This window comes from Mesorhizobium sp. WSM4816 (assembly GCF_055811535.1).
On sequence record NZ_JBVVQR010000015.1, the window covers coordinates 69417 to 91299 of the forward strand.

A 21883-nucleotide genomic window follows, 5' to 3' on the forward strand; every position below is an offset into this window, starting at 1 on the left:
GTATTCATCTGCTTCCAAGATCGCAACGATGTGCTCCGCATCGCGGGGTCCTTTGGGCGCTCATTCTCGTTCTGGAAGCGGGCCAAAACCAAGTTTGGCAACGGTGTTGAACCGTCCTCATAAGGGGAGAGGTAGGCGTGGCTTTCCTATTCCAGCAGCATCCGGCCGCATACCGAACCCGTGGCGAGCTGGACTTCAGGTTGGATCTTCGCAAGGCGTGCACCGCGGATCAAACGCCGTTTCCTTGGGAAACACGGCTCAGTTCCGACAAAGCAATTGTAATCGCCCTAGCCGCCTCGATTGCGCTCTTGGTCGGGACGCAGGGGCAGCCCCCGCAGATCAACGACGCGATCCTAAGCCAACTGCGAACGATTCAGATCAACGATGCATTGCTCCGGCGCGACGTCGCCCGCGCCCGGACGGATATGGTATTGGACTCCCGATCGGTTGCTTCTACCGGACAGGCATTGCAAAGGAATCGTGAAAACTTGCAACGCCCTCCCGAGACTTCGCCCGATGAGAGCTCCGGGCAATCCAGATTGCGCGCGCAGCTCATAAACTCGATCGAAAACAAAGAGGCTGCCGTCTCAGCCTTGGTCAAGCAAGATCAGCTTATGCAAAACTGTCTCGCAGATCTTGCTCGCTCGCTTGGTCGCCTTGGGGGGGCATCGTCGCGCAGAGTTGCACTGTCTAAGCTGATCGCGTTTTCGGCCGAACCGGGGCTCACCCTTGCATCACAGATGGATCAGCCTCCCGACCGATTTGCTCCGAGCCAGGCCCGGGCTGCCGCGGATGCTTTGGGCATTTTCCGCAGTCTCCTGTCTTGTTTATGGAGGTTGGACCAAGCTGCCAATCAGATCGCATCCCTCGACACGTCCTCCAGGGCCGCCGAACTGGAGCGAGAGCATCTGAAAGGCTACAGCTTAGCCAGCGCGCAAGCGCAGCGTACGCGATTTTTCTTTGGCTTGCTGTCCATATGCCTCTGCTTGTTTGCGATCATTCGGTCCTCCAGGCAGCATCTGCGGATGAACCGGCTGAAAAGGCGGTTGCAGCTTGAAGAGGCAATGCGTGAGATCGAATCTCTCTTCAACGATAGCAAAGCAAAGAACGCCTCGGCGTGCTTTTCCACCGAAGCAGCGCTTAGAGTCGTGCAACGCGTTTTCGATGCGCATCAATGCGCGCTTGCTCTGGTGGATCCGAGTCTCAGCAGGCAGACTGAGTGCTTTGTGGCGAACACGTGCATACCCGTCTGGAACGTCGCGCTTATTGATGAAGTCGTTTCACTTGTCCGTGCCGGACGACCAGTGTTTCGCGTCGTTCCGGCGGCGGAAATGGTTCGGACCGCCCTAGGCACTTCCGGTGTTTGTCAAATTGTTGCTTGCAGGGCCTCCGATCAGCAGGCTGTGGTTTGCATCCTTGTTTTTGAACGAGATCGCTCACTCCCCTCAGCAGACGACCTGCGGGTTCTTGCCAGTGCCATTGTGCGTTTGAGCAACCATCTTGAAATGCAACGAGTAAATGCCGAACGCGACCTTCTGGTGAGTCGATGGGAGCATGTGGAAAGGCTGAGGACCGTCGGCACGATCGCAAGCGGCGCCACACATGAATTCAACAATATTTTAGGCGCAATAATCGGATATTCAGAGATTGCCCAAGGGCTGGTGCGTCGACCCTCTAGGATTCGGAACCACATCGACCAAATCATCTTAGCTGGACACCGAGCCAAGCTGATCGTTGACCAGATCTTGTCACTCAGCCGAAACCGGAAGCGCGTGGCAGTGCCTATCAGCGTCTCCGAGATTGTTATGGATCTTGCGCCATTGCTGAGGGTTACAGTTCGTGCGGGTGTTCAGTTGAATTTCAAGATCAATGAGTGGCAAACGGTGGTCGAGGGCAGCCCAACCGAGATACAGCAAATCCTTATGAATTTGTGCAAGAACGCGTCGGAGGCTGTCTTGAACCAGGGCCGTGTCGAGATTAGCGTTTCCCGCGCCCAAGTGTGCCAAACAAAGCCACTGGCTCGGGGCACCTTGAGACCTGGACACTACGTTCTCCTCTCCATCAGCGACGATGGCCCGGGAATTGCAAGTTCGATACTTCCGCATGTCTTTGAGCCCTTTTTTACCACCCGCTCTCGCCTCGGCGGGACCGGGCTGGGTCTTTCTGCGGTTGACAGGCACGTGAGCGCGCTCGCAGGATGCCTTGACGTCACCTCGGCTGTTGGCCGAGGTACCCGCTTTGATATCTACTTACCGGCCTCCGAGGAGGAGCCAGTCAGCGCTGACATCGCTGTCGGCCCATACGACGGATCACTTGGCAACGGAGAAATCATTGCAGTCGTGGAGCCCGACCCAGCAGAGTTGGAGATCTACAAGAAGAATATCGCCGCGCTGGGTTATAAGCCGGTCGGCTTCGCGACCTTCGAAAGCCTTTGCGGCTGGATCGAGAGCGGGAAAGCAGCCGACCTGCTGATCTTGGGTAAAATGCCTTTCCTCGAGCGAGAACAGGCAGAATCCGCATGCCCCACCCTCATGACGGTGCCTGTCATAGTCATCGGTGAAATCGACCTCATGCCGGTCACATCTGCTAATCAGGCCTTCGTCCTTTGGCTAGCGAAGCCGGTCTCGTCCAGGACAATGGAGCATGCAATTCGTACAATGATGATGGCATGATGCCGCTGACTCGCTCAGGCTACCCAAGCAATCTGAGAAAGCCCGTCAAAGAGGCATCGAAGCAGAACAAAATGACGCGTCACATCACAATCGACCTATCGAGCCCGAGACGTTGTTCTAGCCTTAGTGCTTGTTAAGAAGGTCGGCTACTGTCTCTCCCCGTCGCCGGGCATCGGCGGCGAGCCATACCTCTCCCACCTCATATACTTCGCCTTGGGTACGGAACGGTACAATGACGTCAATGGCAGCCGACAGCATGTCAAGAAGCGTGCGGTCTTCCACAGCGGCTCCTTGCGGGCTGCTCTTGACGAGTGAAAAGAGCTTTTTAAAGCCTTGGACCGGATCTGCCCCGTGAATCGTTGATATTGATCCCGCATGGCCGGAGACGACTTCGCTGAGGTAGGCCCATGCAGCATCGTCGCGCATCTCACCCAGCAATATTCGATCAGGGCGCATGCGCAAGCTGGCTTGCAACAGTTGCTCTGCCGTCACCGCACCTATGCCTGCCTGGTCTTTTGGATAGAGTAACCGGACATGGTTCTCATGCGGGATTGCAAGTTCGAGCGTGTCCTCGATACTTATCAGTCTCTCTTGCGGGGGTATAGCGTTGATCAAAGTCTTGCTCATTGTCGTTTTGCCGCTTCCAGTAGGTCCGCAAAGCAGCATCGTGAGCCGCCCGCAAACGCACGCTCGCAAAAATTGCTCCAAGTCACCATGGTCGTAGTGCTGAAGAATCGTTTCGTCCTGCCGCTCTTGGCGCTCCTTTCGTGACCGCCATTGATTCCAACGCGAGTATTCGTAGCGAGAAGAAACTTCCTTAAGCTCGGTCACACGACTTGAGGGACGCCGTATGGTCAGGCTTATTGTTCCTGAGGGAACAGCGGGCGGCAAACAGATCTGCAGCCGCTCTCCGTTCGGCAGCTCAGTCGCACAGAGGGGGCTTTGCGGTCCGACATCTTGCTTGCGCAGCGCTCCAGCGAGGATCGCGATGTCCTCCAGATCGTCATAAGATAGCGGTAGCGGATGTTTCGTGAAAACGCCGGCCTGTCGGACAAAGGCTTCCCCAGGCCGGTTGATAGCGACCTCTTCGGTCCTTGGCTCCTCAAGCCATTTCAGAACGGGGTCGAGAAGCAAACGCAATTGAGGATCAGCCTCCGATCGCATTTTTGTCTCTCCGGCGTTCGCGATGTTGGGGGGCTGGCGCCACGGCGGTCGCTCTAAGTTCGTATACATCTGAGAAATCGAGGTCCCGAGCCACAAAGATGGATACAGCATCTCCCTGGTTTTTCTTCAGAGTTGGCGGAAGATTGATCGTCGCTCTCAGTGTCGTCTCGACGGCTTGTCCACCATTGCTCTGGAAGCTGTTGATGCCGCTTCCTTCGCCAGAGCTAGCCGCATATTGACCGGCCGCCTGAAACGCGCCTTGAAGGACGCTCATGAGCATTGCTCCGCCAAAGCGCTGCCAGACGTGATTATCCACCGTGCCAGGCATACCGGAGCGGCCGAGTTCGTCAGCGCCCGGCGATGCTATCGACACGAGGGCATGGTCAGGCGTTTCGATGCGCGTCCACAGCACGAAGACACGCGCATCCCCCTGTTGGAGACCGCGCTGGATCTCGCCAATCACGGTCGTCCCGCGATCCAGGAGCACGACATTGTTGGTAGCGCCGCGGACGTCTTTAGGTAACACGCACTTCACATAACCCGGTAAATTTGTGTCGACTGCCGTTTGCAAAATGCAGGGAATGATCGTTCCTTGAGTAATCACTAGATCAGGGTGCGGCAAAAGTGTAGCCCGGCTTGGCTCCTGTATATCTGGCTTCAATCGCCCTGACAGATCGCCACCGATTGAAATCTCATCCTCGGTCGCGGGAGCATCCTTATGGTGGTCTTCGCTCCGCTGACCGTCGTCGGGCATTTGACTGCTGCTACTGTAGGCGAAAATTGGTGTTTCCTCCGGCGGCGGATCAGCTGGCGCCGGTGGCGGCGTGGATGGCGCAGAATCTGCCGCCTGCGCCGCCTGTACGGGTGCTGGAGGTTCGGGAGCAATCTCGATTGGCACAGGGCGGTATGGCTCAGCGTTGGGGAAAATTGGCGGTTTTGGCTGAGGTGGTTCATCTTGTGTGCTGGGACGACCTCCGAGCCAGATGAGCGATAGAGATGAGATGAGAACAAGACCGGCGACGGCCAACTTCTGCGATCCCGATAGATGCCGGCGGGCCGGCTCCGAGACGATCGATCTGGATGCATCGACATCGTGTACCGACTGTGGGCCGGTTTCATTCATCGGCCCGAGCCTTTCAAAACGCGCCACACATCGGGTCTCACTGTACCGGTCTTTGGCGCTCGTCCCACAGGATCATAAGCCCTGTTAAAAATGGACAAGACCGTATTGCCATCTCTCAGACGCCATTCCCGCGCGACTGCGGATACTTCAACATAGTCCCCTTTGACTGTGTAGTTGGCAGCGGCTTCCTTGCCGTCGGGATTGATAACGTAGAGGGAGGGTATGCGGGAATTGCTTGCGAATCCAAATACGGTCGTAAAGCCATTATCGAAGACTTCCAGCGGCGCCAGCGATCGGTCGCCCTTTGCGACGTAGTGGAAATTGCTTTCGTCCGGACTGGCAGTTGCGGCGGGCCGATTCAACAAATCCTGAACTCTGTCTTCTTGCAGCACTTTCGCCCGGGCCTGACCAAGAATCGAGCGCCTTTCTGCTTCCTTTCTCTGAGCAGCAGCCTCATCAGCAGGATAGGTGAACTGCACACTGTAGTATAGGTCAGGTTGCTGCTCATCGAGTTTTGGCATCGCTCTCGTTGAAATACTGAATACGTATCTCCGTGTACCGGACTCACTCTCGGCCAGCACGATGACCGGCTGCGGCGGGAGCATCCGGCTAGCCTTAAAAAAGAGATAGTTGGCGCGCGGGAGCGCAGCCAGGTCTTTGCTATTGGAAACGGCCACGGCTGCGACGGTCTCGTTGGTCGCGAATGTGACAACCAGCGTTGCCCCCACTGCGGTCGATAGACGCACCACTTCGTCGGGACGGTAAGCCAGGTAGCGCATCCGCGCATCATGCTTGCCGGCAAGTGGTGTGTCTTCCGCGGACGCCTCGATCGTTAAGAAAAGTGAACAGGCCAGCGCGAGAAACGCTCGTTTTGTCATGGCTGTACGGGCCCCGGGATTGATACACTATCTTCCGAGGCTTGATAGGAGGTAACGAGTAGTCCTCCCGGATTGGTCAGCCTCGATTGCCCAGGCAGACCCGTCAAGCGCTCGTAGCGGATGGTTGCTGTCCAGGTGGTCACCATCGGCATCTGCCCATCAACGATAAGAGTGCGTTTGTAGCGGATCTGTTGAACGTCCGGACTGATGTCATTTGAGGAAATGTGCTCGACCTCGAGCTTGCCGCGCTTGCCGACCGTGACTTGCGGCGAGGTGGGATTCGGATAGTTGAAGTAATCTTGATATTCCTGTCGCACAGCCGGTGCGCTGAAACTGGATACGAGATCATAGCCGTATTGGGCTGTATCTGCTGTGTAGCCCTCGCGCAGGCGTACATATTCCCACAGCGAAGCATTTACGACGGCCCGGTCTTGGGTTGCCGGCAGTTGAGAGACTGACACTTCGCTGTCAACTGTCCCATCCGGCCGTACCCAAAGGAACACAGGCACGAGCTTGGTGAACGGGACCATGGCAGCGATGGTAAATGCCTGCGCAACGTTTCCTAGGACCGCCGCCGCCGCAAAGGCTATAAGGGTCTTTGACAGGCGCCGCGCAGACTTCGCTCGTGACGTTTGAAACGCTTCCACCTCCTTGTAGTGGGCGGCTAGCGTTTCTCTCTCCACCAGAAGGGCATGTTCAGGAAACTTCACTTGGGCTCTTCCGCGCAATCGACCTGAAGATCCTCAGGGGTGATTTCCCATTGTCCCACGTTCAGTTGGAATGGCGTACCCGCACAGGTCGCAAGCCCATCGGTTGTCTTGCAGGCGGCCAAAGCTAGGATTGATAAAATTAGGCAATATTTCATTTTGGCACCGCGCTAGTGATTGATTAACGACCCGCCGTTTTGGCAGGGGGGCGAGTGAGGCTGCTAGGCAGTTGGTTCGTACCTGCCCAAGAGCCGCCGGCGATGCTGCTGGCGATCGCCGGAAGCGCGACGATCAGAGCGTCGCCAGCTAGGAAAAGCATGTCGAGTTCGTAAAGCCCGATGATCTTGGCTGCTGTCGTACCGGAGTTTTTGATCACCAAAAGCATGACTCCCAGCGAGGCTGCTTCGGCAGCGATAACTATCGTTGCAACGATGTTGAGGAGGAGAAGCAGCAGCCCATACGAGAGCAGTTGGCCGATCCATTTGGTAGCTATGTCTCGAGTGTGATCAAAAAGATAGCCTACAAGAACCAGGGGGCCGATCGCCAAAAGCACCTTCGTCAGAATTCCGACGGCATCATAGATCTCGAACGCTGTCCACAGCGCGCCGTAGAAAATCCATTCCGCTCCCTGGAAAGCAAGTATGTCCTGGCCATTCATAGGCCCAATTTCGGAAGCAATCACCTGAAGGCTATACTGAGTCAAAGCAAACATCATGTCGAGCTTCTGGGGGATACCGATGAAGGGCAAGTCGCTGCCACTGATCTGGTGAGCAAGCTCTGGAATCGTGTCGTCGAAGACCGATTCAATGTACTGCTGGTAGTTGGCCTGGCCTAAGATAAGGCCAACGACAATCGATACCATGATTACGCGCGAGATACCCCCGCGCGCATCGACTTGACCACGCATGACCAGACAGCCTTGGATTATTATCCAAAGCGTAACACACGCAACCAGAGGCGCGCTGACCGCCTCTTGGATTTTTTCAAGCACGTTGTGCAGCCCTAACGTAAAGGCCTGATGAAAGATCGTGTGTATAGCCGTGAATGGCGCGTGAATTTTGAAAGGCATGGCGTGAGCCTGATGTGTCCCTGATCAGCGCAGCTGAGCCGAATGAACTCTGCGTGGTTTACGGGAGGATGCTAAACATCTTGGCGGTGTCCTGGCGTTCGCGACGCTGCGTGGCGGCCTCCTCCACGGCGTGAAGGCTGCCTTGTGCAGTGGCCATTGTCAGCAGACTCGTGGCCTGGACATTTTGGATGATCGCATCGTGAATCTGCTTTAGGACCAGACCGTTGGTCACCGTGGCCTGCACAATATTTCTCGAGCTGGAAAGCTGACCAAGCGTGTTGTCGTTGGCCTTAAGGCGCTTGTCCATTACGTCCAGAGTGTCGGCTGCAAGACCTGCGGCATTGGCGGCACCAGCGATTTGCCTCTCTAACAGTTTCCCTTCTGCATCGGTGCCGGTGACTATCCGAGTTGGGTCCTGCGCAATGTTACGCGCTATGGTCGAAACTGGCGCCCGAGCATCAAACATCTGCCCCTCCAGCTTATTGCTCGACGGGTAGTGATTTCCTTGGTTCAGTGCGCCCAACAGTCCCATGACACCGAATGACGACGTTAGCATATCCACCATTTCGATCGTGGCAGCGAGCGTCTCGGCTGACTTTATAAGGATCGCCGCAGTGGAAATCGCGGTCGCGGTCGCTTGTGCTTCTGTTAGAGGGTCGCTGACGACAAATTGCGACCTGGCCTGTCCGTGAAGCAGAAGGGAAGCAGCAAGCGTCGTTGCTGCAAGCTTAGCAAATCTCATGAATATTCCTCCGTCAGTCTTGAACTTCGTGGTAACGAGCCATGAACTTATCGAGCCACCCACTTGGGGCATCTCCGTACTGGTCACGAAGCTGGTCGGCAAAGCGCACGGTGTTGGCCCGCCCCGAGAGCACGGCTACGTACTCGCGCATCTGGCCAAGGTCGAATTCGCAAACAACACTCCCGCTGTCGCGCTTGAGCAAAAACTTGCGGCTGCCAATTGCCATTCCCTGGCGGATTGCCTCGAACTCCTGAGTAGTGCACTTCAAGCCATCGACATACGCGGCCCGGTCGGCCGTCGGTGATGGGTAGAAAATCTTCGTCATGCATTGTGCAACGAGACTAGCTCCGAGTGGCGATTCCAGCACGTGTTCAGGCTGCTGCGTTGCGAGTATCAACATCCCGTTGTTCTTGCGAACGGTGAGCAAGAACTTGTCGATAACAGCCGAGAACTGTGGGTTGAGCAGATAGAAGCGAAATTCGTCGCAGCTCATGACGAACCGACGGCCATCGACAACAGCGCCCACGCGGTGCAGAAGATATGCGGCGGCCGGCGCACAGACCTCCTCAAATTCCAGGAGCTGCGTCATGTCGAAGCCGGTAATGGAGGCATCAAGCCTTACTTCGTCGACATCGCCGTCAAAGGCCCATCCAAGCGCATTCCCTCTACACCACCGCTGCAGCCGCGCTCCTGCGCCCTCGGAGGGGCCGTGCAGCAGGAATTCGCGCAGGCCCGCAATTGAGCGCATGACGGGCTCGAACGAAAGTTGACGAACAATGCCACGTTCCAGTCGACGGCTTTCCTCCGGCGAGATCGGACCACGGCCGTCACTCTCGATTAGGGCCATCAACCATTCGCGCAGAAAGTCCAGCGAGGCGGAGGTGTTGTCCAGTCCACGCAGAGGAGCCAAGCCGCTCGGAGCGCCTCTGCGCAACGCTAGATATGTCCCTCCCGTGGCTCGCACCAGCAGTTCACCACCCCGGTCCTTATCGAAAAAGACGATGGCACCATCGCGATCGACCACGCTTTGTTCAAGCATCGCGAGGATAAAGGTCATCAGCGTCGTCTTGCCTTTGCCGACGGGCCCGAATATCGCCGTCATGCCGACGTCATTCTCATGGGGGATGTAGTCGAAAGAAGTTCCACCGTTTGTGCGAAAGCGCGCAACAGCTTTGCCCCAATGGCCGGAACTGCAACCGCTTGGGAAGTTTTCAAAAGAGACAAGCCCGGCAAAATTGTACGAGGTGATCGCCCCGGGGCGCGTGCGCCACCTGTTGTTCCCCGGAAGTTGGGACCAGTACGCGGCCTCCATGCCGATACCCTCTTGGACGATTACGGCGCCCGCGTCGGCCAGCCTTGCGCGCGCATTTGCTGCGCGATCTGCAAGGCTATTGAGGCTGTCGGCATAGACGCACAGGCTCAGATGATGCGAACCCATGACGAACTCGTTGCTTGCCAGTGCGTCCTCTGCTTCGGCAAGTTCATTGATCTGGGTGAGAGCCTTGTCGCCGGCACTCGTCATCTGGCTGGACTTAAGGCTAAGCTTCGCATGAGCTTGTGGCCGAGTGAGGAAGGAAAAGCTCTGGCTGAGGACAAGCGGGAAGTTGGCGGACAGCAGGGGATTTAGCATGCCTGGCCGCGTCGTCGCCGGATATTCACGGAACGAAAACAATGATCCCACGGAGCTATCCCCGGGCCTTCGAATCTCAAGCGCCCGTTTCCCGCAGATGACCTGGTCAGTGTAGATCGAGGCGCCAAGTGAGCCGGTAACCATCGGAACCGGAAGAAACCGGCAAGTCATTATCAGCCGAAGCGCCTCCCCAATTTCCGTGAAGAGCACGTTGCCTTTCTCACGAATACCCAACCGGCGCAGACCGTAACCGCCGAGTGAGCCAGCAATGATCTGCCAGAGGTCTTCCAGGCTTCGCATTTGTGTGGCCAGATCGTTGTCATTCCATCTGGGGGATTTGGCAATGCGCCAGCCGATCTTGCCGATTGCGGTGCGGGGGAACACGATGACAGTCAGGAAGTGGTCGTTGCGAAAGAGCTTTCCCGACAGCACACGGCTCTCATAGGCCTCGCTCAGACTGCCAGCGAATGCACTTTGAAACTGGCGCGATGCCGGCTCCGGCACATCGTTGTTCCGCACAAGATGCGCGTATAGCGTGACATTGTCATCGGCGATGTTGCGCAAGAGAGTGTTGAACGCGCGGCAGCGCGAGTTGCGCATCTCAGCGTCTTCCAAATCAAACGGCAGCCCGTTCACATGTGCCATGGCCATGATCGATCCGTCCTCCATAAGGACAACCTGATCGCTTAGATGACCGACATACGGAAGGTAGATCTCGCCAGATCTCTCGGTCCTGCCACTGGCGCCAAACATTACACCATTCCTCTTCCGCGTTTCGGCACTCTGATCGGATTGGCGCTGACGCTCGCGCCGCCCCAGACCGGCCCGTCCACGCTTCTGCCGGCAGTCTGCAAATAGAGAAGCGCGACGCTTGCGGCGTTATAGTCACGCTCAACAACCAGCCGTGCTCCGAACCAGAGTGGCACGAGCACGATTTCGTAGAGTGGATTTTGAAGGATAATGATGACGAGCCCGGCCAACATCATGAGCAATCCGGCCAGCGTCAGCGGCACCCCCAGGAATAGTGCGGGGCGTGTCGCCGCCACATAGAGGGTGCTCACTTCCAACCGGTCGCTCATCAGCCACCGCCTATGAGCGCCTTGCCCAGGAAGCTGGCGCCGAACATGATGACGATCCCTCCAACGACACCCGCAACCAGGCCAAGTGAAGCACGACCGAACATCCAAGAGATACCGATGGCCACGAGTCCGAGCACGGCCAGTGATTGTCCGAAGGGGCCAAGTATGAAGGTGCAGATATTCTGGACCATCTTGGCGGGATCCGTCCCTCCGGTCACCTGAGCCGCGGCTGGCCCGATGGAGAAGACCGTCCACGCCGCGCCTGCAGCAGCGGCCGGTACATATTCAGCGGCCATGCGCAGCATGGAAAAAGGCGAAGGAACACGCGTCTTAAACGTACGAAGTATTTTGAGTGGCTTCATCATTGCATCTCCATGATTCAATCGAATACGAGTTTGTTCGGGTTCGAGGGTTCCCGCTCTTCCGCAGCCTGGCTGCCTGTCGGACCGGAGGGATCGGCCCCGGAGCGGTTTCGCTGATAGGAGCCCCAAACGTCCCACGAATCTTGTGCGGGTTGCTTTTCATTGGTCTGTTGGCTCTGTTCGAGCAGAGGGGGCACGGTTTTCGGACCGGCTGCCTCAAGGTCTGGCACATCTTGAGCGGTCGGCTCCAGCGTTCGCTCAAGGAGACTTGAGATGTCCTTTGCGGCCGACTCGACCTTGCGTACATAACCGTTGGTGAAGCCACGCGTGACGTCGCCCGTGTTATAGGCCGAGATGGCACGGCGAAGCGCAAGTTGCTGCGCCGGAGCAGTCGTGCCGCCGGCATACCGGCTTTCAAGCAAGTGGGCGGCAGCCGAAAGCGAGGCGCAGGGCTCGAAAGCCTTTTCCGGCGTGAGATTGAGCATGGGAAAGTTGTTGCTGTTTATCTGCATCAATCCAACGTCGACAGAATGTTGTGCTTCGAGGCGGTGCTTGATGCCTCGCGTGGCTTCCAGGTGATCTATCCAGCGAAGCTGCTCACCTGTGGTGTTGTCATGAGCCACCAGCGGTTCAAAGCCACTTTCAATCTTGGCAATCGCGGCGAGGGTGGACGGCGCAACCCATGGAGCGCATTTGCGCGACAGGCTGTGGAACTCACGGGGAGAAAGTGGCGCGGGCTCGGCTGGGAGTGACATGGATGTCAACAGGACGATGGCCAGGGGCCAAGCTGCAATAAACATTCCCTATCACCTACCTTTCCAAGCCGCCGGGCGAGTTCTGCCCCTGTCCGGCACGCGCTTATCGGGGAGGTCTGTTACTCTGTGATGTTCAATTTCAGCTTTTCGGTTTCAACTGAAACAAAGACCGTGTTCGTGTTAGCGTAGGTGAGCAGCTTGCGCATGCGTGGGCTGGCGCGGGCCCGATCAGCCAGCGACATCCGGAGCATCTTGGTACGATGACTCCTGTGCGGGATTGCTCGTCCCGGCCGTCCGTTGCTCCTGGACCGTGGCCCGCGACTTCGGCGTCATGGATGGTGATGGGATCTTCTGTCATCGCTAAGCCAAGGACAAAATGGGAAGCTTGGCGGGTTTCTTCAGGCTAGGGATCACCGTGGGGAATCGACGAAGGCGCTAAAGCAGCCCAACTTTGCCGATATGCTGCCGTGCTTTAAGAGACAGCCATGCGCGGCCCTGCACACTCAGATCATTGTTTGAGACCGCGAGCTCGTCCGCGAAGCTGGCTCGAAGGCGCAAATCCGCGGGGGCGAGGGTCAACTGGGAAGACGTGGCGGCGCAGCCCATCCTGGTGCGAGCCTGGTTCAGCTGTTCGGCCGCGCCGCTACCGGGTGGATCATGCACTGTCCCATCGGCAGAAAACCGCATGTCATTGACGGAGTCCGACGGCGCAATGGACAAGCATAGTGACACGCTCAAGATGGAGGAGTTGCAGTAACCGAGAAATGTTAGCCCGGACGTTCGGCGACCTGCCGGTCGCCCGAACAGCATTTTGAGGCCGCCGGCCACCTTGGACGAAGCCGGCTTGGCAGGAGACCTACTATTTGGCACAAGGCCGCTGCAGCGAATCACGGTCTTCTTCCGCCGACCGCCTCTCCGATCAATTAAACGCCGCGCTGCTCAACCATGTCCGAGCTGGATCCACGAGCCGGAGGATGTCGAGATGATCCAGCCGCACGCAACGGCGAGTGGTATTAAGGGGCAGCTGTTCTGCGTCGGTGCCCCAGGGTTGCTCGGCAACAGGTTTAGACAAGGGGATACAAGATTGAAGGTGTGCCGTTGAAACATGTTCTTGTCATTGACGATGATGCCGCAATGCGGCGCCTCATCGCCGAGTATCTCACGATGCATGCCCTGAAGGTAACCGCAGTCCACGATAGCAAGCAGTTTGACCATGTTCTTTCACATGAGCCAGTCGATCTCGTGGTTGTTGACCTTAACCTAGGCCGGGAGGATGGACTTGCGATTGTCCGCAATCTGGCGACAAAATCGGATGTTCCTATTATAGTGATCAGCGGCGACCGGCTTGATGAGGCGGAAAAAGTGGTTGCACTGGAGCTCGGCGCAACCGATTTCATTCCCAAGCCTTTCGGGATGCGCGAATTCTTGGCCCGCATTCGAGTAGCGCTACGCGAGCGCATGTCTAGTCCGCGAACCAGAGATCAGCGCTCATTTCGCTTTGGGGCCTGGAAGCTCAGCGTGAAGCAGCGGCGACTGATCTGTGCGGAGCGTGGCGAGGTCAAGCTTACCGCATGTGAGTTCAATCTCTTGATCGCATTTCTGGAGAACCCCCGCAACGTACTATCCAGAGAACGGCTTTTGCTCGCGAGCCGTGTGCGTGGAGAAGAGGTGTACGATCGAAGTATCGATGTCCTAATCATGCGCTTGCGCCGAAAGCTGGAGGTTGATGCGGCCAATCCTCGCCTAGTCAAGACATGCCGTGGTGCAGGGTACTTCTTCAACGCTGACGTAGACGTTAGCTACGGAGGTACCTTGGCCGCGTGACAGGAGCTATTCAGGAGAATCAAGCGCAAGACCGTATGTCCGCCTCTGCCGATGAGGTGGCTCGCCCTACACTGCGCGTCCGAGGGTTGCTCGGCGGGCCGAGCCGATCCTCACCACAGGAGGACGAGCCGTGGCGGATTATAGAGAAGCATTTGTCGGAATCGATGTTGCGAAGCTGAAGAACGCTATTGCGATTGCGGAGGCAGGCCGGGAAGGAGAGGTTCGGTTCTTCGGTGAGGTCGACGCGTCGGCGACTAGCATGCGGCGGGTCATAGGCCGGATCGCCAGCCGCTTTGATTACGTGCATTTCTGCTATGAGGCTGGGCCGACCGGGTACGGCCTTTATCGCCTGATCCGGTCGCTCGGGCACGAGTGCACCGTGATTGCACCATCATTGATACCGAGGAAGCCCGGCGATCGGGTGAAGACGAACCGTCGAGACGCCATTTCCCTTGCCCGGCTATTGCGCGCCGGCGAGCTGACCGCGGTGTGGGTTCCCGACGAAGGGCACGAGTCCATACGGGATCTTGTTCGCGCGCGGGCGGCCGCGGTCGAGACGCTGCGGGTCCATCGCCAGCAGGTGAGCGCATTCATGCTCAAGCACGGCCGTAGCTATCCGCGAAAGAAGAGCTGGACGATGCGCTATCTACGCTGGCTTCAGGAACAAAGGTTCGATCATCCCGCGCATCAGATCGCACTCCAGGAGATGGTCGAGGCGGTGCGCGTCTCGAAAGAGCGGGTCGAGCGGCTGGAGCGTGTGATCGAAGAGTTCGTCCCGGCCTGGTCGCTGGCACCGATCGTGTGGGCGCTTCAGACATTGCGTGGGGTAGACCTAATTGTCGCCGTGACGTTCGTCACCGAAGTCGGCGACGCCAGCCGGTTCGAAAGCCCACGCCAGCTCATGGGATATCTCGGTCTGGTCCCCGGCGAGCGCTCAACCGGGGAGACAGTCCGGCGCGGCGGCATCACAAAGGCAGGCAACGGTCGGGTTCGCCACATGTTGGTCGAGAGCGCCTGGACCTATCGACATCCGCCCAAGGTCGGGAGGAATGCCGCCAATTCCCCGCCATGTATGGTGTGTGCGGTAGCTGCGGGAATGGCGCCTTCGGCACGCAGCACTGCAAGCAAATGCGTGATGGCCGCCCTGAGTTCGTGCGGCAAGCGACGGGCCGGATAAGGGCAGTCACAGACGGGAAGATGCTCGCTGATAAACCGAACTCGCGCGGCTTCGCCTGTGGACTCTAACGCGAGCCGTTCGGTCGAGATCCAGTGGGCGAAATGGGCAATGCAGCACAGATAAACACGTGCGGTGCTGGGCGCATAGCGGGCACGGCCCAGGTGCTCAAGATAGCGCTCCGAGAATGGCCCAACGGGCTGTTCTCAAGCCACTGACGGGGCGCCGGCTGCAGTTTGATTTGGTTCATGACGATCTCCTCTACGGTTGGCGCGCAGAGGAGATCAGGATTATGTAAACCTACGGTCGCCCGGCCTGCTGGGGGATGCCCGGCATCCGCTCGCATCCCGAACGTCGCGCACACAAACTGCGCATAATCCGGGCCTGAGCATAATTGCGGTTGAGCGCGATCGGACGGATTGAGCGCTCGACGGTGTTGCTGTCGATCTCGATGCGGCCAAGGAAGCGCGAGAGGCCTTCCCAGCGTGAGAGCGTAGCGGATTGCCTCGGCGAGCTTGATCTTCTGACTGATCAGCCCGAGCTTTTCGCGCAGTCAAGGTTCAAGATCGGCGACAATAGCGCGGCTATTTTCCTGACGCATCGCACGGCGTTCATTGGCCGATCGGCCGCGGATATCGTCCTCGATCTTGAGGTCGGCGATTGTCTCAGCGCCTGGCCGGCGATCGGCGAGTTCCAGGCCTACAATCGCCTGCCAACAGTGCCAGCCTGATCAATTACGGCGAGAGCTACCGGTCCGGAGATCGCATCAGCCTCTCCGTCGCCAAAGAGCTGTTCTGCTTCATCCCGGCCATCGAGCTCAACGCCCCGCGTCGGAGCGCTCTCTGCTTCTGGAGGAAGCCATGAGGTCCGCTCGGGCTTGATCGGAGGCTTGCCTGATGGGCGTCGTGGTTGCTTCGCTCGCCTGCCGCCCCGTGGCGAGGGCTTGCGGATTATCGGTCCTCTGCCTCTTCGCCGGTATCAACAGCGCTGTGTAATGTTCATTGTTTATGATGACGCCTCCGCTGTTCACGACAAGTGTACTCGTCAGTTCGTCCTGGGCCTCGCGCTTCTTGCCCAAGTGCCGTTCAAACGGCGCTGGCGCGACTTGTCGGGCTTGCTGCTCTTGCAAGACGGCGTGTTGCACCTGCGACCCGGCTGCTGCAAAAGCGTCGGCGGGGATTGCGGCAAGCTCGTGCGGCAAGCGCTCCTCCCTCAGTCGGTTTTGCAGCGCCTGCCGATCGGCAACGAGGTAGTTGAGGTCCAGCGGCAGCTGCGGGACTGGCCGCTCATCGTTCGCCAATCGAAGAACCAGCTCGCGCGTGCCGTCCACCACAAAGACGCCGCAATCAACATCGTTGTTCTGCTGCGCCATGGCGGGTGTCACCATGGTGGTCGCGTCCAGTCTTGTTGCGAGCTCTAGTGCAGGCGCGTTGTTGTATCCCTGTCGATTTTGCTGGATGGAGTCGTAGTGATAGGCGACCGCTCTTTCCGGGTCACGGCGATCAACGAGCAGCAGCGACCAATGGGTGCCGCTCTCACCAAGAGTGCCATCATTCACTGGCAGGAACAGGAAGTCGGGTGGGCCGGCGTTTCGATTATAAATCGACTGCAACGTGCCTCGCGCGTCTTGCTGCTCCATGTGGCGCAGCAGATGGGAGACCGTCGGATCCACCAGCCGCATCTGGGCGGCGAGCGCTGGATCGGCCTGCTGCAGGTCCTGCTCCAGCAACCGGTAATCCCTGTGGATATGGGCGTCGCTCAGCAGGTCGGCGCCGAGCACCGCCCCCTCGGGGAGGTTGGACGAGCCTGACGGAAAAGCTTCGATCCGAGCATCGGAGGAGGTGGTCAGATGGACCAACGGAACACCGCGATAGGTGTCTGACAGCCTGGCGGTCGCTGGCGAGGCGGATCCTGGAGCCCTTGCCGGTACTGCTGCCGCTGCAGCTTCACTCATCGGACCGCGATGGACGAGCCAAAAGTCGTTGCGCCCTTCTGGCCTCTCGGCGGCGTAGCCGTGACCTTCAATCTCGTAGTTCCATCCCGGCTTTTCCGCATCCGGCAAGAGGCCATAATGGTCCAAGGAAGAGAGCATCGCGTCGCGTTGAATCCCATGGGAGAAGCCTTTGGGGACGGCGAATGAGACGTTTATAGAGTTCTCGATCGCAGCGGGGGGTGCCTCAGACCTTGCGGAGGGCGCGGCCTCCGCATGCAGCCTCCCGATGTGTTCGGACCATGTCCCTTGAACGGTTACCCCTTCCAATGGCAATTCACCCAACTGCTGCATGGGGGGCTGCATCGGCACGCGGCCGCCTGAATTGCCGATTTCGCTCAGCGGCTGCTGAATGGCGGCGGCTTGCGGCGTATTCAGGGCCCTCTGCCTCTCCGCTGGCCGCAACAGCGCCGTGGAATGTTCATTGTTGATGATGACCCGCTCGGGTGGCTGGTTGCCCTGGTCAAGCGCATCCGGCCAGGGCCGGTGTTGGCTGGCAGCTAACGCTGGCGGGGCGGCGGCCTCAACTCCGGCGTGCCCAGAGCCGGCCGCTGCGAAAGCGTCCGCCACGATGCTGTTGAGGTCACCCGGTCGAGCGGGCATCCCTGGGTCGCTGAAAAAAGACGAGGCGGCTTGATCATCCTGCCGTCGCTGAAGCACTTCGCTCAACCCCTGTTCCAGTCGCAGAAGCTCCTCTCGACTGGTTGGCGACTCATCAGCTTGATCGAACAGCCTCCGGGCCGTCTCGAGACCCCCGGCTGACGCGGACTCCGCATCGCGAACCCGTTGCAACGCGAAGATGAGATTGCGTTTGTCTGGAAGTAACGTCTCGGCGAATTTGATCCGCGAATCGTGATCCAGCCCAGAGATCGTCAGGCCCCGACTCTCAAGCGCCTCAGAAAATCTGCGAAGACTACGACCATAGACAACACGGCTGCTTAAGGCCAAGCTGCTGTCACTGGTCACTTGTTCTAAGACACGCGCGTCTGCCTTTGACGGCACTGCCGGCCGGGCAGTCGCTGAATAGTCCGGATCATGATACGCACGGAGGAAGTTCAACGCCGTCTTTAGATCACCGTTTTTCGGAAAGAAAGCATCGACGTGATCGACCAGGGATTGGTGATTTTTTAGATCAGTCGCTTGACCACGAGCGCCGAGATCATTCGCCAATCGGCGAAGCGCATTCGCGTATATTCGAAGCGTCGCCGCGCTATGGTGTTGCTGAGCCGCAGCGTGGGCGATCGCCGTATCAATAACGTCCCGGTGTTCGCCGGACATATGGGGATAGCGGGCATCACGGGCGCCACTCGCGACAGGAGCCGGATCGGCTCGGCGCGGCTGGGCCACGTGCTGCTCAAAACTCACTTGCCGGGCCTGGCCCGCATTCGGCAAGGGGTCGTGGCGGTCCGCGAAAGGGAGCATCGCGTCTGGGACGCGATGAGTCCAATGGGAGAAGCCTTTGGGGACCGCAAATGAGACGTTTATGGAGTTCTCGATCGCAGCGAGGTGCTTCTCAGACCATGCGGACGGCGCGGCCTCCTCATGCAGCCTTCCGATGTGTTCGGACCCTGTCCCTTGAACGGGTACCCCTTCCAATGGCAATTCACCCAACTGCTGCATGGGGGGCTGCATCGGCACGCGCCCGACTGAATTGCCGATTTCGCTCAGCGGCTGCTGAATGGCGGCGGCTTGCGGATTATCAGTCCTCTGCCTCTTCGCCGGTCTCAACAGCGCTGTGGAATGTTCGGTGTTGATGATGACGCCCCCGGTGTTGCTCCTGTCAGGTGTACGCGTCAGCTCGTCCTGGGCCTCGCGCGTCTTGCCCAAGTGCCGTTCAAACGGCGCTGGCGCGACTTGTCGGGCTTGCTGCTCTTGCAAGACGGCGTGTTGCACCTGCGACCCGGCTGCTGCAAACGCGTCCGCGGGGATTGCGGCAAGCTCGTGCGGCAAGCGGCCCTGCCTCAGTCGGGTTTGCAGCGCCTGCCGATCGGCGACGAGGTCTTCGAGGTGCAGCGGCCGCTGCCGTTCCGGCCACTCTTGGTTCGCCAATCTCTGAACCAGCGCGCGCGTGCCGTCCACGACAAAGACTCCGCAATCGACACCGTTGTTCTGCCGGGCCATGGCGGGTGTCACCAGGGTGGTCGCGTCCAGTCTTGCTGCGAGCTCTCGTGCAGGCGCGTCATTGTATCCTCGTCCATCGCGCTGATGGATAGAGTCGTAGTGATAGGCGACCGCTCTTTCCGGGTCACGGCGATCAACGAGCAGCAGCGACCAATGCTCGTTGCGTCCATCAGTCGCCACCGTAGCCAAAGGATTGCCACTGTTCACCGGCAGGAACACGAAGTCGGCTGCGACGTCGTTTTGATGATAGATGGACAGCAATGTAAGTTGCGGGTCCCGGTCGTGACGGCGCAGTTGCTGGGAGACCAAGGGATCCACCAGCCGCGTTCGGGCGGCGAGCGCTGGGTGGGCCTGCAGGCTCTGCTCCAGCAACTGGTAATCCCTGCTGATATGGGCGTCATCCAGCAGGTCGGGGCCGAGCACCGCCCCCCGGGGGAGATTGGACGAACCTGACGGAAGCGCTGCGATCTGTGCATCGGAGGAGGTGGTCAGATCGATTAACGGAACACCGCGATAGCTGTCTGACAGCATGGCGGTCGCAGGCAAGGCGTGTCCTGGAGCCCTTGCCGGTAATGCTGCCGCTGCAGCTGCACTCATCGGGCCGCGATCGACGAGCCAAAGGTCGTTGCGCCCTTCTGGCCTCTCGGCGGTGTAGCCCTGACCTTTAATCTCGTAGTTCCATTCCGGCTTTTCCGCATCCGGCAAGAGGCCATAATGGTACAAGGAAGAGAGCATTGCGTCTGGAGCGGGTTGAGTCCTATAGCCTTCAGGGAGGGTGAATGAGACGTTTGTGGAGTTCTCGATCGCAGCGGGGGCTGCCTCAGACCTTGCAAAGGACCCGGCCTCCGCATGCAGCCTTCCGATGTGTTCGGACCATGTCCCTTGAAACGGCAGCCCTTGCAAAGGCAATTCACCAAACTGCTGCATGGGGGGCTGCATCGGCACGCGGCCGCCTTCGCTCAGCGGCTGCTGAATGGCGATGCTTTGCGGATTATCAGTCCACTGCCTCTCCGCTGGCCGCAACGGCGCCGTCGAATGTTCATTGTTGATGAACCGCTCGGGTGGCAGGAGGTTGCCCTGGTCAAGCGCATCCGGCCAGGGCCGGTGTTGGCTGGCAGCTAACGCTGGCGAGGCGGCGGCCTCAACTCCGGCGTGTCCAGAGCCGGCCGCTGCGAAAGCGCCCGCCACGATCCTGTCTGACGCGGGCTCCGCATCGCCGACCCGTTGCAGCGCGGAGCGGAGATTGCGATTGCGTGGAAACAACCTCTCGGCGAATTCGATCCGCGAATCATGATCCAGCCCAGAGATCGTCTGGCCCTCATTCTCAAGCGCCTCAGAAAATCTGCGAAGACTGCGACCATAGCCAACACGGGTGGTTGAGGCCAACCTGCTGTCACTGGCCACTTGTTCCAAGACATCCGCGTCTGCCTTTGACGGCACTGGCACTCGCCACCCGCGAGTAGCTGAATAGCCCGGCTCATGATACGCACGCAGGACGTTCAACGCCGCCTTTATATCCTCGTGATGCGGAAAGAAAGTATCGACGTGATCGACCAGGGATTGGTGATTTTCTAGATCAGCCGCTTGGCCACGAGCGCCGAGATCATTCGCCAATCGGCGAAGTGTACGCCTGTAATTTTGGAGCGTTCTCACGCTCAATTTTTGCTGAGCCTCAGCATGGGCGATCGCCTTATCAATCACGTCCCGGTGTTCGCCGGAGAGATGGGGATAGCGGGTAGCACGGGCGCCACTCGCGACAGGTTCGGCGCGGCGCGGCTCGGCCACGTGCTGCTCGAAGCCCGCTTGCCGCGCCCGGCCCGCATCCGGCAAGGAGCCATGGCGGTCCAAGGAAGAGAGCATCGCGTCTGGGACGCGTTGAATCCCATGGGAGAAGCCTTTGGGGACGGCGAATGAGACGTTTATAGAGTTCTCGATCGCAGCGGGGGGTGCCTCAGACCTTGCGGAGGGCGCGGCCTCCGCATGCAGCCTCCCGATGTGTTCGGACCATGTCCCTTGAACGGTTACCCCTTCCAATGGCAATTCACCCAACTGCTGCATGGGGGGCTGCATCGGCACGCGGCCGCCTGAATTGCCGATTTCGCTCAGCGGCTGCTGAATGGCGGCGGCTTGCGGCGTATTCAGGGCCCTCTGCCTCTCCGCTGGCCGCAACAGCGCCGTGGAATGTTCATTGTTGATGATGACCCGCTCGGGTGGCTGGTTGCCCTGGTCAAGCGCATCCGGCCAGGGCCGGTGTTGGCTGGCAGCTAACGCTGGCGGGGCGGCGGCCTCAACTCCGGCGTGCCCAGAGCCGGCCGCTGCGAAAGCGTCCGCCACGATGCTGTTGAGGTCACCCGGTCGAGCGGGCATCCCTGGGTCGCTGAAAAAAGACGAGGCCGCTTGATCATGCTGCCCTCGCTCAAGCCCTTCGCTCAATTGTTCAAGTCGCAGAACCTCTTCTGGATTGGTTGGCGACTCGTCCGCTTGATCGAACAGCCTCCGGGCCTCGGCAAGGTGCTGCTCAACGCCCACTTGCCGGGCCTGGCCCGCTTGCCCTTCTTGCAAGCCGGCGTCCTGCATCTGCGACAAAGCTGTT

14 protein-coding genes and 2 pseudogenes are annotated in these 21883 nt (G+C 58.9%); 3 read left to right on the top strand and 13 right to left on the bottom strand.

Annotation, left to right across the window (positions count from 1 at the left end):
• Positions 1-200 precede the first annotated feature (200 nt).
• The gene (locus AC0L3H_RS17665; protein ID WP_473586317.1) at positions 201-2672 is read left to right on the top strand and encodes a two-component system VirA-like sensor kinase; all 2472 of its coding nucleotides are present in this window, start codon (positions 201-203) and stop codon (positions 2670-2672) included.
• A 123-nt stretch (positions 2673-2795) separates the two neighbouring features.
• Here the strand turns inward: AC0L3H_RS17665 and virB11 are convergent, their stop codons facing one another.
• Genes virB11 through AC0L3H_RS17720 form a run of 11 tightly spaced genes read right to left on the bottom strand, consistent with a single transcriptional unit; the run spans position 2796 to position 12226 of the window.
• Positions 2796-3836, bottom strand: a complete 1041-nt coding sequence (gene virB11 / locus AC0L3H_RS17670; protein ID WP_473491945.1) for a P-type DNA transfer ATPase VirB11 — start codon at positions 3834-3836, stop codon at positions 2796-2798.
• Positions 3820-4959, bottom strand: a complete 1140-nt coding sequence (gene virB10, locus AC0L3H_RS17675; RefSeq protein WP_473491947.1) for a type IV secretion system protein VirB10 — start codon at positions 4957-4959, stop codon at positions 3820-3822. The genes virB11 and virB10 overlap by 17 nt, the downstream gene beginning before the upstream one ends.
• Positions 4956-5837, bottom strand: a complete 882-nt coding sequence (locus AC0L3H_RS17680) for a P-type conjugative transfer protein VirB9 (protein ID WP_473491948.1) — start codon at positions 5835-5837, stop codon at positions 4956-4958. Before AC0L3H_RS17680 ends, virB10 begins: the two co-directional genes overlap by 4 nt.
• On the bottom strand, positions 5834-6547 hold the full coding sequence (locus AC0L3H_RS17685) for a type IV secretion system protein VirB8 (RefSeq protein WP_473491949.1): 714 nt from the start codon (positions 6545-6547) through the stop codon (positions 5834-5836). Before AC0L3H_RS17685 ends, AC0L3H_RS17680 begins: the two co-directional genes overlap by 4 nt.
• Complete coding sequence (locus tag AC0L3H_RS17690; RefSeq protein ID WP_473491950.1) at positions 6544-6702, bottom strand: type IV secretion system lipoprotein VirB7; 159 nt, start codon at positions 6700-6702, stop codon at positions 6544-6546. The genes AC0L3H_RS17685 and AC0L3H_RS17690 overlap by 4 nt, the downstream gene beginning before the upstream one ends.
• A gap of 23 nt (positions 6703-6725) precedes the next feature.
• Positions 6726-7613, bottom strand: coding sequence for a type IV secretion system protein (locus AC0L3H_RS17695; protein ID WP_473491951.1), 888 nt, complete (start codon positions 7611-7613; stop codon positions 6726-6728).
• A gap of 58 nt (positions 7614-7671) precedes the next feature.
• Positions 7672-8355, bottom strand: a complete 684-nt coding sequence (locus AC0L3H_RS17700; protein ID WP_473491952.1) for a TrbJ/VirB5 family protein — start codon at positions 8353-8355, stop codon at positions 7672-7674.
• A 13-nt stretch (positions 8356-8368) separates the two neighbouring features.
• Positions 8369-10738, bottom strand: a complete 2370-nt coding sequence (gene virB4 / locus AC0L3H_RS17705; protein ID WP_473491953.1) for a type IV secretion/conjugal transfer ATPase VirB4 — start codon at positions 10736-10738, stop codon at positions 8369-8371.
• The gene (locus AC0L3H_RS17710; protein WP_473491954.1) at positions 10738-11064 is read right to left on the bottom strand and encodes a type IV secretion system protein VirB3; all 327 of its coding nucleotides are present in this window, start codon (positions 11062-11064) and stop codon (positions 10738-10740) included. Before AC0L3H_RS17710 ends, virB4 begins: the two co-directional genes overlap by 1 nt.
• Positions 11064-11429: a pilin major subunit VirB2 gene (virB2, locus tag AC0L3H_RS17715; protein WP_473586318.1), complete on the bottom strand. Its 366-nt coding sequence runs from the start codon at positions 11427-11429 to the stop codon at positions 11064-11066. The genes AC0L3H_RS17710 and virB2 overlap by 1 nt, the downstream gene beginning before the upstream one ends.
• Positions 11430-11443: 14 nt before the next feature.
• Positions 11444-12226, bottom strand: coding sequence for a type IV secretion system lytic transglycosylase VirB1 (locus tag AC0L3H_RS17720; RefSeq protein ID WP_473491957.1), 783 nt, complete (start codon positions 12224-12226; stop codon positions 11444-11446).
• Positions 12227-13279: 1053 nt separating this feature from the next.
• Here AC0L3H_RS17720 and virG point away from each other — a divergent pair.
• Both virG and AC0L3H_RS17730 read left to right on the top strand, forming a co-directional pair.
• Positions 13280-14005 carry a two-component system response regulator VirG gene (gene virG, locus AC0L3H_RS17725; protein WP_473491958.1) on the top strand — a complete coding sequence of 242 codons (726 nt, stop codon included), beginning with the start codon at positions 13280-13282 and terminating at the stop codon, positions 14003-14005.
• A gap of 130 nt (positions 14006-14135) precedes the next feature.
• Positions 14136-15050, top strand: a pseudogene (locus AC0L3H_RS17730) (IS110 family RNA-guided transposase); the annotation flags it as partial.
• Positions 15051-15566: 516 nt separating this feature from the next.
• Here AC0L3H_RS17730 and AC0L3H_RS17735 read toward each other — a convergent pair.
• A pseudogene (locus tag AC0L3H_RS17735) lies at positions 15567-15869 on the bottom strand (IS66 family transposase); the annotation flags it as partial.
• A 127-nt stretch (positions 15870-15996) separates the two neighbouring features.
• The gene (locus AC0L3H_RS17740) at positions 15997-21876 is read right to left on the bottom strand and encodes a Ulp1 family isopeptidase (protein WP_473586319.1); all 5880 of its coding nucleotides are present in this window, start codon (positions 21874-21876) and stop codon (positions 15997-15999) included.
• Positions 21877-21883 lie beyond the last annotated feature (7 nt).

Excerpts from the sequence above, each read along its gene's own strand:
- virB11 (WP_473491945.1), bottom strand. The coding sequence starts at position 3,836 with ATGCGATCGGAGGCTGATCCTCAATTGCGTTTGCTTCTCGACCCCGTT.
- AC0L3H_RS17700 (WP_473491952.1), bottom strand. The coding sequence starts at position 8,355 with ATGAGATTTGCTAAGCTTGCAGCAACGACGCTTGCTGCTTCCCTTCTG.
- virB10 (WP_473491947.1), bottom strand. The coding sequence starts at position 4,959 with ATGAATGAAACCGGCCCACAGTCGGTACACGATGTCGATGCATCCAGA.
- virB4 (WP_473491953.1), bottom strand. The coding sequence starts at position 10,738 with ATGTTTGGCGCCAGTGGCAGGACCGAGAGATCTGGCGAGATCTACCTT.
- virB2 (WP_473586318.1), bottom strand. The coding sequence starts at position 11,429 with ATGATGAAGCCACTCAAAATACTTCGTACGTTTAAGACGCGTGTTCCT.
- AC0L3H_RS17680 (WP_473491948.1), bottom strand. The coding sequence starts at position 5,837 with ATGACAAAACGAGCGTTTCTCGCGCTGGCCTGTTCACTTTTCTTAACG.
- AC0L3H_RS17695 (WP_473491951.1), bottom strand. The coding sequence starts at position 7,613 with ATGCCTTTCAAAATTCACGCGCCATTCACGGCTATACACACGATCTTT.
- AC0L3H_RS17710 (WP_473491954.1), bottom strand. The coding sequence starts at position 11,064 with ATGAGCGACCGGTTGGAAGTGAGCACCCTCTATGTGGCGGCGACACGC.
- AC0L3H_RS17690 (WP_473491950.1), bottom strand. The coding sequence starts at position 6,702 with ATGAAATATTGCCTAATTTTATCAATCCTAGCTTTGGCCGCCTGCAAG.
- AC0L3H_RS17720 (WP_473491957.1), bottom strand. The coding sequence starts at position 12,226 with ATGTTTATTGCAGCTTGGCCCCTGGCCATCGTCCTGTTGACATCCATG.